General features: G+C 42.1%; 10 protein-coding genes. 5 read left to right on the plus strand and 5 right to left on the minus strand.

Annotated features, from left to right (window positions below; all coding sequences use genetic code 11):
• Positions 1 to 2 precede the first annotated feature (2 nt).
• Positions 3 to 221, plus strand: a complete 219-nt coding sequence (locus tag J7K40_12590; GenBank protein ID MCD6163229.1) for a hypothetical protein — start codon at positions 3 to 5, stop codon at positions 219 to 221.
• Positions 222 to 282: 61 nt separating this feature from the next.
• Here the strand turns inward: J7K40_12590 and J7K40_12595 are convergent, their stop codons facing one another.
• The 5 genes from J7K40_12595 to J7K40_12615 all read right to left on the minus strand — a co-directional run bounded on the left by J7K40_12595 (position 283) and on the right by J7K40_12615 (position 6,222).
• Complete coding sequence (locus J7K40_12595; GenBank protein ID MCD6163230.1) at positions 283 to 1,269, minus strand: hypothetical protein; 987 nt, start codon at positions 1,267 to 1,269, stop codon at positions 283 to 285.
• Positions 1,250 to 1,840, minus strand: a complete 591-nt coding sequence (locus J7K40_12600; GenBank protein ID MCD6163231.1) for a sigma-70 family RNA polymerase sigma factor — start codon at positions 1,838 to 1,840, stop codon at positions 1,250 to 1,252. Before J7K40_12600 ends, J7K40_12595 begins: the two co-directional genes overlap by 20 nt.
• A gap of 33 nt (positions 1,841 to 1,873) precedes the next feature.
• On the minus strand, positions 1,874 to 2,854 hold the full coding sequence (holA, locus tag J7K40_12605; GenBank protein MCD6163232.1) for a DNA polymerase III subunit delta: 981 nt from the start codon (positions 2,852 to 2,854) through the stop codon (positions 1,874 to 1,876).
• A gap of 575 nt (positions 2,855 to 3,429) precedes the next feature.
• On the minus strand, positions 3,430 to 5,685 hold the full coding sequence (locus J7K40_12610; protein ID MCD6163233.1) for an immune inhibitor A: 2,256 nt from the start codon (positions 5,683 to 5,685) through the stop codon (positions 3,430 to 3,432).
• Positions 5,686 to 5,844: 159 nt separating this feature from the next.
• Positions 5,845 to 6,222, minus strand: a complete 378-nt coding sequence (locus J7K40_12615) for a hypothetical protein (GenBank protein MCD6163234.1) — start codon at positions 6,220 to 6,222, stop codon at positions 5,845 to 5,847.
• Positions 6,223 to 6,691: 469 nt separating this feature from the next.
• Here J7K40_12615 and lysF point away from each other — a divergent pair, with 469 nt between their 5' ends.
• The 4 genes from lysF to J7K40_12635 all read left to right on the plus strand — a co-directional run bounded on the left by lysF (position 6,692) and on the right by J7K40_12635 (position 13,531).
• Positions 6,692 to 8,665, plus strand: a complete 1,974-nt coding sequence (gene lysF / locus J7K40_12620; GenBank protein ID MCD6163235.1) for a homoaconitase — start codon at positions 6,692 to 6,694, stop codon at positions 8,663 to 8,665.
• A gap of 311 nt (positions 8,666 to 8,976) precedes the next feature.
• Positions 8,977 to 9,480: a transposase gene (locus tag J7K40_12625; protein ID MCD6163236.1), complete on the plus strand. Its 504-nt coding sequence runs from the start codon at positions 8,977 to 8,979 to the stop codon at positions 9,478 to 9,480.
• 112 nt (positions 9,481 to 9,592) lie between these two features.
• Complete coding sequence (locus J7K40_12630) at positions 9,593 to 10,960, plus strand: MmgE/PrpD family protein (protein MCD6163237.1); 1,368 nt, start codon at positions 9,593 to 9,595, stop codon at positions 10,958 to 10,960.
• 297 nt (positions 10,961 to 11,257) lie between these two features.
• Positions 11,258 to 13,531, plus strand: coding sequence for a T9SS type A sorting domain-containing protein (locus J7K40_12635; protein MCD6163238.1), 2,274 nt, complete (start codon positions 11,258 to 11,260; stop codon positions 13,529 to 13,531).
• The last annotated feature ends 223 nt before the right edge of the window (positions 13,532 to 13,754 follow it).

The following is a 13,754-nucleotide window of genomic DNA, read 5'->3' on the forward strand; positions in this document are numbered from 1 at the left end:
GTATGATATTATCTAAAAGAAAAGGGCGATTGGATAGCGTTTTTATAATAATCCCTATTGCCTTTTTTTGCTTCTATACGCCTATTGTAAATGTTCCGCGTTTCAGGTTAGTAGCGATTTTGATTTTACTTATTTTTTCATCAATTCCCATAACCAGATTATGCTTAATGAATAAATATACCAACAGAGTTTTTTCTATGATAGATGATGCCGGCAAATAACAGTCTGACTCACCTGTTAGGTGGGATATCGTTTGTAATTATATTATATCTATTCGATATTTTACTTTTCTCTCGACAACTCTAATTCAAGTCTCAAATGATGCAGTCTTTCCAAGTCATAATTATTATTATCGCCGCTGGCGTAGCCCCAGCTTGATGATATAGAATGATTATCGATATCGCGGGTTGATGATATCCTTGGCGCAAAATATTTGCTTATTGCCTCGCGATGTGAGGCAAGCGGAACTAAGCTCGAATTAGAACCCGCCATTATCTGGTATTTAATTACCTGATCGGTATTGAAATTATTCAGATTTATATTGCAGAAATTCTTTATCCTCGTCAGTTCAGTCCAGGCCAGATCGTTTAAACCGATATTGGACTGTCTGCTGATACTTGAAGTCGATGAATTAATATCGTATGATGAAAAATCCTTAATGGCATATTCAGTTCCAATTGCATTTATCTCATCAGAATCATCCGTTGACGGCTTATTGTCTGCATAAGACATAGCCATCATGCGATTGGAAACATCCTCCTCAATGGCGGCAGTTTCGATTCTTGCCGGCGGCTGGGAATCCTGAACTAATAGCTTTTCAATCGCGTTTAACGGCGCTGACGGCACATTAAAAGAATTATCAATAACAGAGACTGCAGGAGCATTAATTATATCGGGGACATCAGGCGTTATATCGCCTAAATAGCTGTTAATGATGAAGATAAACATACCAACAAACACTACTGCCGCCGGGGCGGCTAAGCGAGTTAAAAACTTATTGCTTAAGACGTTCTCTAAAACCCTGATATGAAAGCGCGGCCGCTGTCTTGCCGCTATACGCGCCGATACCCGGTTAGGAAAGGTCTTCCAATAATTGCTTTCAGGCGGCGCAAAATCGGCTCTCTTGGCAACATGAGCAATCCTCTGAATCATCTCAAATTCGGCCATACACTCCGGACATTCAACGATATGCTCATCAAGCCACTGGCATTCTCCAAGCTGGCCATCAAGATATGGTCCGATTAATTTTTTATTTCTGCAGTTTGCCATTTTCCTTCTTCTCGGTTTCCAAAAGGGCGTTCTTAAGCTTGGTTCTGGCTCTGAATAACCTCGACATAACAGTGCCAACCGAACACCCCATAATTTCTGATATTTTATCGTAAGAAAACTCATCATATACTCTAAGCATAAAAATCGCTTTCTGAGCTTGCGGAAGGCTATCCAAAGCGCCCTGAAAGACTTCCATCTGTTCTGCGCTGACAAGAATGTTTAATTGATCGGGGCTTTTCGGAATATTTTCAAGGAACGTTCTCCCGGATGGTGTATCCAATGAAACCGAAAATTTCGCATGTTTCAAGTAGTTCAGAACGAGATTAACAGTAATCCGGTAAAGCCATGTGTAAAAGCTTTTCCCTTTATGAAAGCTCGACAGCGATATGTAAGCTTTCACAAAACTCTCCTGCGCCAACTCATCAGCGATATCGTGGCTTTTTGTCATCCTTAATGCCAAGAAATAAATCCTCTTCTGATACTTTTTAACCAAGATTTCAAACGCATTATCATCGCCGCCTAAAACCCGCTCAATAGCAAGCGTATCCTCATCTTTTATCTTATCAGTCATCTCTCTATGGTTTTATACAATTTAATATCGGATTTATTCCCCGTTAATCTCAAGTCCGAGTCGGGCAATGAGTTCCATAAGTACAATATCTTTTTTCAAACCAGTCGATTTTAAGGCGGTTTCCCCCTCATAAATGATGTATAGACAATTAGTTATACAATCATAAGATAATTTCCTTGAGGCCATTTCGAGGCTTTCGGCGGTTTTTTTAAACAGTTTAAAATATTTCTGCATCGACCAAGCGGTGGCGTTATTCAGTTTAGCCATATTCAAATTAAGAAAATAATCCTTGAGCCTGAAAATTATAGTCCCAGCCGATTCTTTTGTTGCCAGCAGGCTGTGCAGAAGTCTTATCGCGCCGGTAATATCGCCAAGAACCAGTTTCTCGGGAAGGTCCGGTACTGTTCCGATAGCGCCGGCGCCTGATATTAAAGCAATATCATCTATTGCAAGCTCTGTTTTTTCGCCGGCGTAAAGAGACAATTTTTCCAACTCCTGTTCCAGTCGTCCGATATCACAACCCACTGTTTCCACAAGATAAGCTGCCGCCTCCGTGTTTATCGTTATGCCGGATTTACGGGCATATTTTTCTGCATATTCAGCGGCGGCGGCGGGTTTGGGTTCCTTAAACTCGACACATGAATTTTTATTGGAAAATATTGCCTTGAAAAACTTTTTCCGCTTGTCAACTTTTTCTTTGTTGTAAAGCATCACTAATGTCGTATAGTCCGGAATTGAGCCAATAAAATTTTCAATCAGCTTCAACCCCTTGGGGGATACTTTGTCAATACCGCGCAATAGGACCACTCGCAATGGCGACCCGAATGGCGGTGATGAAGCCGCATTAATCAGTAAAGCGGCATCAAGCCCCCGGCCCTCGAAATTATCGAAATCAAATTCCTCGAAGCCTTTCGTTATAACAGAATTGACAAGATCATGAGTTTTTTTCATCATGGAATATCTGTCAGCCCCATAGAAAAAATAGTAGCGGCTTATTTTTGATAGTAGTGTCATTTTATTACCTATATCCTATTATCAAGCGCAGGGATGTTATGTATAATACCTCTGTAAGTCAAATTGTCGGATTTCTCCCTTCGGTCGGAACCTGACCTACTTATAAAATTAATGCTTTCAACCCTACAGTAGGGCAGGTCTCTCCGAGACCTGCCTATCCGGCACGTCTATATATAAAATTACTCTCTATAATCAACATCAAATTTAATTTCATCCATCACTGTCCTACTTTCTGACACAACATTTATAACTTTAGTTCGGTTTCCCTTAGGCAGGAGTCGGTCGCCGCGGCGACCTGCCCTACAATATTTTATTATCAAGCACAGGGGTGTTATGTACAACACCTCTGCAAGTTTATCCATCCGTACTCTTGTTGCCAAGCGCCGCTTGGTAACAAGAGGGCGTATGCAATACGTCCCTACGGGTTACTAATATCTAATAAAAATATAGCATATTAATAGAATTTTCATAGCAAAAAAAAAACGGGGTTTGAAGCTGTGTTAACCGCAAACCCCGCTTTATTAAGCATCAGACCATATAAATGGTCTTAACGTACCATAGTCAAAACACAATTTCTATTTCAACAAAACCATTCTCTGTGTTGATGATTTTTCGGCGGTTGTAAGTTTATAGAAATAAACTCCGCTGGCTGCATTATTGCCATTATTATTATTGCCATCCCAAATCACCTGATGGTTTCCGGCAGACAATCTGCTGTTAACAAGGGTATTCACTAATTTGCCCGTAATATCATAAACCTCCAGCTTGATATCGCCCGGAGAAGCAAGCGAGAAAGCAATGGCGGTTTGAGCATTAAACGGATTTGGATAATTTTGCTGAAGAGTAAATTCTGATGGTATTGCATTATCCTCAGTGATATCGTTTTGCTCGGTAACAACAACTTCGATTCTGTTGGAAAATCCCGACCATTGATTTTCAGCATCTTTCGCTTTTGCCTGATAATAATATGAGCCATTATTGCGGCCTTCGATTAAATATGAATTGCCGGTTATATCTGATGAAATAACGAGAATTTCGCTAAACCCTTCAATCGGGTAAACATCATCTATATACATGCCGGAATTGTTCACCCAAGAATCCGTATGATAAGAAAATTTTATCAAAACAACCATGCCGATAAAATCATCTAAGGGAAATTTTGCCTCAATCCAGCCGCCCGATGTGCCGGTAATGCCGTTGCCGCGATTATTGCCGTTCGGATCATCGTTAGTGGTGATATTGCCCGGAATCGTTGAGAATGTTTGCCCGCCATCCGAGGACAATTCGACATAGCCGTAATCGTAATCATTTTCAATATCATACCAAGTATAAAATATAAGAGAATCGTCCTCCGCCACTGTAAACGATTCAGCCATCAAAGCTTCACTATGCAGGTTGTTATAACTGCCGGAAAACAGGCTGTGGTTGGCTGAATGGTATTGGTTTGTGCTTAATATAAAATCATCAAGCAGCCAATTGTCAGTCCCTGATTCAAGGTCATCCTCATATCTGGAAAAACCGGTTTTTTCCACCAGTTCATAAGCGACTGCGGGATTATGTTCATCTGTATGAGTCCAACTTACCGTAAAGCTATCTGTATCTACTTCGCCAATCGGGTTCAAAACAGGCGGTTCCGGCGGGGCAATCGACATGATATTGCCGCCAATTTGGGATATATAAACAGCCAAGGGAAACATCTGCTCGTTTAATTGGGATATGCGATAGGGCGATGGCCAGAAGCCATCATTATTGCTGCCGGTTTCTGTAACACAGGTAAATATCTGATGTTCGCCATACTGCCAGTCGCAGGCATCACCGTTTGTGTTGTATAACAAACTCCAGGGTGTACCGGCTTGGTAGCCGGTTAATGACTCAGCGGCATCGCCTAAAACTTGAAAAATATCCTGATCCGGCGTATAGATGTCTTCATAACCGTAAGGATACAGGAAAAGGTTGCTATAAGTATGCGCATTAAGAATCAACTGGAAATCCCTTGACTCGATAAAATCCCTGACTGCTTGTGTTTCAGGTTCCGAGAATGCCTCTGGACCGCGGTAGGTTTCATCGCTTTGATAAGGAGATGAACCATTATCATCATAGCCCCACATATAACCCCAGTTGCGGTTTAAATCGACTCCGTAGCCTCCCGGACGGCGATTTTTACGCCACATGCCGCCGCCATTAGGCGCAATCTGCTCGTTATATACATAGCCATCGGGATTAAAAACCGGCAGGAAATATAGTTCTCTTTCATTGATAATTGCAGTTGCCAAAGAATCCATACCGTAGTTGGTAAGAAGCCAATCTATATAATGATTTTGCCATGACCAACTGGCAGGTTCGCGGGCATGAATAAGCGAATTGTAAAAAATCTCCGGCTCGTCTTCATCGATATCGACATTATCGGAAATCTTGTAAACCCATAAAACTCTGCCCTCCCATGAGGTGCCAATTGAATCGCGGGCGGAAACTAATGTTGGAAACCTGTCATGAATCGCATCCATCGAATCGATGATTTCAGAGAATGTCAGAAACCCGCCCATTGTCAACGTTAATGGATTGCGGCTTTGATAAAACCTGACCAGATCTTCATGAACAATCTGATAATGAAGCCCGGCATTGACAATACCAGTTAAATCCTCTGAATATGCCGCAATATCAGCAAAATCCTCGCCGATATAGGTAATATCAAGGCGAAGCGACTCAAGCGTTTCAATATCGGATTTCTCTACCAAATCGACCCGCACCAACATCGGGTTTTCGGAGGCAATCGCAAATGATGTAAATAATGTCATCACCGTTACCAACAATAACATGTTAAACCTGTCCATATATTATCTCCTATCTGATTTATACATAAAAAGTTACTCCCATACCTTCAGTTTTAAATGCCGCTACTGTTTAAATAAAACAATAACCCACATTAAATAGTTGCAAAATATAAGCCAAGCAGGGCAAAAACATAGATAAAAATAGGAAATAGCAGATAATTATAATACCATTCCATCCTGAGCCATGTTCTCATCTGTGGGAATCCAATCAAGGATATATGGTATTTTTTCTTTATAGCTTTGAGCCAAATTACAGAATGGTTCTAATTCGCTGGAAGGAGATATCTCGGAATTAACCTGGTTGATAATTTCAAAATTATTGCCGAAAATCTCAAGCCTTCTGTCTTTAAAAAGATGGAAATTAAGTTCTACAAACTCGAGTAATGCTAAAAGACTGGCATATTCACACTCATCCAAATCGCCTTTAAATTGACCGCGAAATTTTATTCCCAATTCGGGGATAATAAAGCTAACGAAGCCGTTAAATTTTTTATCCGCCTCATTTGGTCTGGTAAAACCCTGATAATAACATTTCATAATAATCGCCTCCTATGCCAAATTATTTTTTGTATTCTATTTCAGCAAAAGCTATGCCTTTTATACTTTCTTGATTTAAACTGCAATCAGTTGTTGCCCTGGCTTTAAGTGATTTGTGCAACTCAATGAAAAACAGGGTTTTATGGTTGGATGTTGACAGAATAAGCGTTTAATAGTTATAATTATTTACATTAGCCATAACATAGAATAATTGACATCCCTATAAATGCGAAAATGTTTGCACATATAAAGCATTGATAAAATTGTAACATCAAAGATAACTCCGATACAATTTAGCTTGATAAACGATTTTTGTTGTCCTAATATTTCATGTTAATTATATAGCATTATGTGATTGGCATACGTCCTCGTATGTCAACATATGATTGTGGTTGGCGTACGTCCTCGTGCGCCAATATTAGATTAATGAATAATTGAGAAAATAAAAAACGTTTAAGGAGATAAATTGATGGCTCAGAATCTAATTGAAAAAATCGCTCAGCAGTTCGCTGTTGGCCTCGATGAGGGGCATGTTGTGCATAGCGGAGATTATCTGTCGATAAAACCGGCGCATGTTATGACCCATGACAACACCGGCGCGGTCATTCCAAAGTTTGTCGGCATAGGAGCATTTAAGGTCGCCAACCCGCGGCAGATTGTGTTTACGCTCGACCATAATGTTCAGGACAAGAGCGAAAATAACCTGAAAAAATATGCGAAGATTGAAGAATTCGCGAAAATGATGGAGATTGATTTCTATCCCGCCGGCAGGGGTATAGGACATCAGATAATGTGCGAGGAGGGGTATGCCTGGCCGGGTTCGATAGCGGTTGCCTCCGACAGCCACTCGAATATGTACGGCGGCTTGGGTTGTTTGGGCACGCCGGTAGTTCGCACGGATGCCGCCGCTATATGGGCAACCGGCAAAACATGGTGGCAAGTGCCGCCAGTGGCTAAAGTTGAACTGACCGGCAAGCTTAATGACGGAGTAACCGGGAAGGATGTCATTATAACCCTATGCGGTTTTTTCAATAACGATGAGGTCTTAAACCACGCTATCGAATTTGCCGGCGATGGGATTGCCAGCCTTTCGATAGAGCAGCGTCTGACTATCGCCAATATGACAACCGAATGGGGCGCGCTGACAGGTGTTTTCCCTACAGATGATGTTACCATCAACTGGCTGAAAAACAGAGCCGATTTTGTTGCCAATCGCGGTCTATCCGGCGTTCCCTCTGATGCTGATGGCAATGGCGCTCAGCCGAGAATGAATCATAACAGGATAAATGAACTTGAGGACAATATCATAAAGGCTGACCCTGATGCATTCTATGCCAAAGAGCTAACTTTAGATATAAGCACAGTCGAGCCGCATGTAAGCGGGCCTAATCATGTTAAGACCATGACATCGTTAACAGAGATGAGCAACAGAAATATAAAGATTCATAAAGCATACTTGGTTTCCTGCGTAAACAGCCGGGTTGAGGATTTAGCTCAGGCGGCGGCTGTGGTAAAGGGCAAAAAGACTGCCGAGGGAGTCGAATTTTATATCGCCGCCGCTTCAAGCGAGGTTCAGGCCGAAAGCGAAAAACGCGGCGACTGGCAGACGCTTTTAGATGCCGGCGCAATACCTTTACCGCCGGGATGCGGTCCCTGTATCGGTTTGGGTGCTGGTCTTTTGAAGGCTGGCGAGGTTGGCATATCGGCCACTAATCGTAATTTTAAAGGACGTATGGGTTCGCCGGATGCCGAGGCTTATTTGGCATCGCCGATAGTTGTAGCCGCCTCGGCTATTGCCGGAAAAATTGATTTCCCGGATGAGATTAACACTGTCAAGATAAAAGCAAGCATTAAAACAAATGATAAGCCGGCCAGCGATGCCGGAGAGGTCAAGATACTAACCGGCTTCCCTGAAACGATAAAAGGCGAGCTGATTTACTGCCATCAGGATAATCTCAACACGGATGGCATCTATCCGGGCAAATACACCTATCGGGATGATTTTTCTCCCAAACAGCAGGCCGAGGTAGTAATGGAAAATTACGACCCGGAATTCAAAAAACTCGCCAAGGAGGGCGACATACTGGTTGGCGGGTTCAGTTTCGGCGCCGGCAGTTCCCGTGAGCAGGCGGCGACATCGCTGAAATATAAAGGCATCAAGTTAGTAATCGCCGGCTCGTTTTCCGAGACATACAAGCGCAATGCGTTAAATAACGGCTTTCTGGTTATTGGGGCTGGCGAGCTTGTCGAGGATTTAAAAGCAAAATTTGGCACTGATAAGCTGACAGTCAAAACCGGCATCATTGCTGAGATAGATTTCAAAAATTCAAAGATTATCACTGAGGATAAAGAGTATAAAATAGGTCCCGTAGGCGCCGCTGCTCAGGAGCTTGTTATAGATGGCGGATTGGAGAATTGGGTTAAGAAAAATTTAAAGAAATAGATATTTGTAATATTTGTAAGGCATCCGCCTAAGGCGGACGACTTCTGCCTATTAAGGAAAGCAAAATGTTTTCAGGATAACTTAAAAAAGTAGGATTTGAGGTAAAATAATGAAATAAAATACTTTTATATTATACTTTTATCGCTTAAAGTATAATATGAATTTTCATATTTTACTTTTAGGGTTATGGATTTAAAAAACTTCAAATCAGGCAAATGGCAAAAAGGCTCTGAATGTAAGTATTTGTAGGGCAGGTCTCTCCGAGACCTGCCTATTAAGGAAAGCAATATTTTCAAGATAATTAACCTATTATGTCAAAGCTCAAAAGATATTATAATGAGGGAAATATATATTTTATAACTTGTGTTACAAATAATAGAAAACACATTCTCATTCAATATCAAAGCCAATTAAAAGATTCTATTCGAAAATATAAAACCGAACTCAATTTCTCGATTATTGCCTGGGTTATATTGCCTGACCATTTTCACATGATAATCAATCCAAAGAATGACAATCTTTCCAAATTGTTTCAGAAGATTAAGCTTTCTTTCTCAAAGAAATTTCTCTATTTATCAGGTGTTGCCAAAGGACAAATATGGCAGAGTCGATTTTGGGATCATGTTATTCGTAATCAGGAGAATATGAATAATCATATAGATTATATTCATTATAATTCGGTTAAGCATGGTTATGTGAAAAGCCCATTTGATTGGGTGCATTCTTCATTAGGCGAGTATTATAAACGAGGTTATTATTCGAAAGATTGGGGAGTGATGGATGCGATTAGATTTGAGGATGATTATGGAGAGTAATTGATATATGAGCGCGCCGAATAGGCAGGTCTCGGGGAGACCTGCCCTACTGTTTGGTGCTTATGAAACGGAAAATGAATCTTAAATAATAGATACATCGAAAGGAAAAGACATGAACAAATCAATATCAAAACAAATCGCCGAATTTGCGGTTAATCTCAAATATGACGACCTGCCGCAAAATGTCGTTCATGAGGTGAAACGCTGCTTGTATGACTCCATCGGCTGTGCCTACGGCGGCTACCATACCAAAGATGTGAATATTCTGCGTGATATATACAAAGAAATGGGCGGCAAAGATGAGGCAACAGTCATCGGTTTTGGCGATAAGGTACCGGCTGTTAACGCCACGCTGGTTAATTCGCTGATGGTTCGCGCGCTCGATTTCAACGACATCTACTGGAAAGAAGACCCCTCGCATCCCTCCGACCTGATACCGGCGGCGCTGGCAGTCGGCGAATTAGTCGGGGCATCTATGAAAGATGTTATCACAGCCATTGTGCTGGCGTATGAGTTTGAACAGAGAATGTGTCTATTTGCAGTGCCCGGTGTTCGCGAACGCAAATGGCATCACGCCACCCTAACCCAGTTTGTATCGCCGATTGTTGCCGGCAAGCTGTTGGGCTTGGATGCCGACCAGATGGTGAACGCTATCGGCATCAATGGCTCGCACAATCATACGATAGGCTGTCCGACTGCCGGCAAGCTTACCATGATGAAAAACACTGTCGACCCGATGGCGGTACAATCCGGCGTGTTTGCCGCCCTGATGGCAAAAAAAGGCTATTCAGGCACTATCGAGGTGTTTGAGGGCAAAGAGGGCTTTATGGATGTTTTCGGTCCCGACTGGGCAGTTGATAAATTGACCGGCAGCCTCGGCGAAAATTATAAGATACTCGAATGCAGTATGAAAGCGTTCCCTACCGAGGCGCTTACTCATACTCATATTTCGGCCGCTTTAAAAGCCGTAACTCAAAATAATATCAGCTATGACCAAATCGAACAGGTAACAGTTACATCAATTGCTCGCGCCTGCGATATACTTTTCGACCCTCATAAATACCGCCCGGAATCACGGGAGACCGCCGACCATTCACTGCCGTATTGTATCGCCTCAGCCTTAGTTGATCATAAGATTACGACGCAATCATTCTCGGATGAGAAGCTTAAAGACAAGCGTATCTGGGAAGTTATCGACAAAATCAAGGGCGAAGCCTCTGAGGAGTTCGAGAAGATGTTCCCTGCCAAACAGCCCTCGAAAGTTATAGTAAAAACCAAGGATGGCAAGGAGTATTCCGAATATCTCGAATACCCCAAGGGTGATCCCCGCGAGCCGATGACAATGGCTGACCTCGAGGCGAAATTTAACGGACTGTCAGCCGAACTTTTATCAGCCGAAAAGCAAAAACAGGTTAAGGATATGGTCTTCGACTGCGAGAAAATGTCTGCTATGGATTTTATGGCGGGTTTGACAGTATAATCTCCAAGCGGTAGATTGCCAGGCACGGATCTGTCTCGGGACAGCGCTTGGTAATAATTATAGTTGTGTCAATTCGCAGTTCGCCTAAGACGGATTTATTCGGAACCCGACCGGCAACTATTCTATTATTCCCCTCTTGAGAGAGTTAGGGGTGTGCAATTTATAGCTCAACTGTAAAATTCGGGTTTATATTCCCAAGATAAACTTATGCCATAATTACAATTGACATAAATAATATTATCATTATCTTATATTAATAAATAATAACATTAATCTCAATTTTATGGAGATATTATTATGAGAATAAAAACCGTTTTAGCAGCTGCACTAATATTCCTGCTGCCCGCAATAATTATGGCGCAGGATTTAAGCACTGACGATATCCGCAGAGCCGAATGGGAACTGAAATATCAACATTTCAACCAGATGCAAAAGCATCAAAACTATGAGACCACTCTTGACCAAGCCGATTATGATGTTGCCCACTGCGTGCTTGATGTTGATGTTGCTGACATTAACGGTCAGATTATTTATGGCAATGTAACTATGACCTCAGTCTCTGCCATTGATGGTTTAACCGAAGCAGATTATAATTTCAATACCGTCATGTCTGTTGATTCTGTATTTATTGACAATCAGCCCGCTTCTTATACTCATGCAAGCCACATGCTAAATATAACTCTCGACCGCGCCTATGATAATGGCGAACCGTTTACAACTATTGTCTATTATCATGGCCATCCGCCGAGCACCGGTTTCGGGTCGTTCATGTGGCAAACTCATAACGGCCAGCCGATAATCTGGTCATTCTCATGTCCCGAAAGCGCCCGCGATTGGTGGCCATGCAAAGATATGCCGCATGACAAACTGGATTCAGCCGATGTTATAATCACCGTACCCGACGATCTAACTGCAACCTCCAATGGAGTTTTAGTAAGCGATGTAGATAACGGCAACGGCACTCGGACATTTCACTGGGATATTTCATACCCGATATCTACTTATCTGATTATGCTGTCAATCTCGAACTATTCGAGTTTTACAGATTGGTATGTGAACGTCGATGGTGACTCCATGCCGATTGTCAATTATGTGTATCCCGAACATTACGATGATGCGGTGGAGGATTTTAACATCACCGCCTCGGCGATTGAATTCTATGTCAGTTTATTCGGCGAATATCCATTTTTTAATGAGAAATTTGGCCACTCAATATTCAACTGGGCTGGCGGTATGGAACATCAATGTAATGTCAGCTATAGCAGTATGTTTATTCGCGGCAACCACGCTTATGATTTTGTTTTAGTGCATGAACTGTCGCATATGTGGTTTGGCGATATGATTACCCAGGATATTTTCCCCGAGGTCTGGATGAACGAGGGATTTGCCTCATATTGCGAAGCTCTCTGGGCAGAGCATATATCCGGTTTCGAGGGCTATATCGATTATATGACCTCATCCAACAGGGTCAATTATCCCAGCGGACCTATTTACGACCCTTATCCTCTTTATGATGGCAACACTGTTTACAACAAAGGTTCATGGGTTTTACACATGCTCCGCGGAGTAATGGGCGATGAGGCTTTCTTCGAGGGAATGCATGCCTATGCCGCCGACCAAAGGTTTATGTATGGCACAATTACCACCCGCGAATTTCAAGCGGTGATGGAGCAATATTATGGCGCTGATTTGAGCTGGTATTTCGACCAGTGGATTTGGGAAGTTAACAGGCCATGGTATCGCTATTCATGGCTAGCTGAAGATATAGGCGGCGGTCAATTCGAGATTTTTCTTCATATCAGCCAAGTGCAGCCAGAGCCGGCGCCCGAGTTTTTCATCATGCCGATAAAGATATATCCGCGAATCAATAGCCAGGATACGATTATAACCATCTACAATGATAGCCGTGAGGATGATTTCCGTTTTATAGTCGATGGCGAACCGACCGATTTACAGTTTGATAAGGATGTCTGGGTGCTTAAATACTCAACTTCTGAGGATTACGGCATGAATATAGTAACAACCGAGCTTCCGGATGGCAATATTGATAACAACTATAACGAAACTATCGAAGCGCGCGGCGGCCAGATGCCATACATTTTTTCCATTCAAGACGGCAGTTTGCCCTCTGGCCTTGAACTGAATGAAAACACCGGAAATATCTCAGGTATTCCCGTTGCTGAGGGTGAATATGCGTTTACTATCCGCTGTGCCGATTCCTCGAATCCGGTTGAAACTGATGATCAGGATTATGTGGTAAACATTTATAATCAATCCGGTATAAATTATCCGGAAAAGTCAATACCCTCGAATTTCGTTTTGATTGAAAACTATCCTAACCCATTTAACAGCTCAACCGTGATTAGTTTACGTTTGGCTGAGCCGGGTTATATCGCTCTTGATATATATAATATTGCAGGTCAAAAAGTTGCCGGTATCCATCAGGGTTATCTAAGCGCCGGACGGCATGATATTATCTGGCAGGCTAATTCGGTATCATCGGGAATCTATTTTGCCAGATTAACAACCGGCCAAAAAAGCGATATCAGGAAGATGACGCTTTTGAAGTGATATTTCTATGAGAAGACACTCCCTGTTTAAGACGCATCACAGGCATGACGCCTAAGCAACTTCTAATAATCCCGATACACTGTAGATATTTCTAATTTCGGGAACGAAATTGCCGATTAAAACGTATTATTTGCTGTATGATTATACAGGAGTTTCCCCGAAAATTCTTGTAAAATCTTTATAGTATAGTATGTTTCATAGGGTTAACATTTTCAATAAGTGG

The sequence above is a fragment of the Candidatus Zixiibacteriota bacterium genome (assembly GCA_021159005.1).
Lineage (GTDB): Bacteria > Zixibacteria > MSB-5A5 > UBA10806 > 4484-95 > JAGGSN01.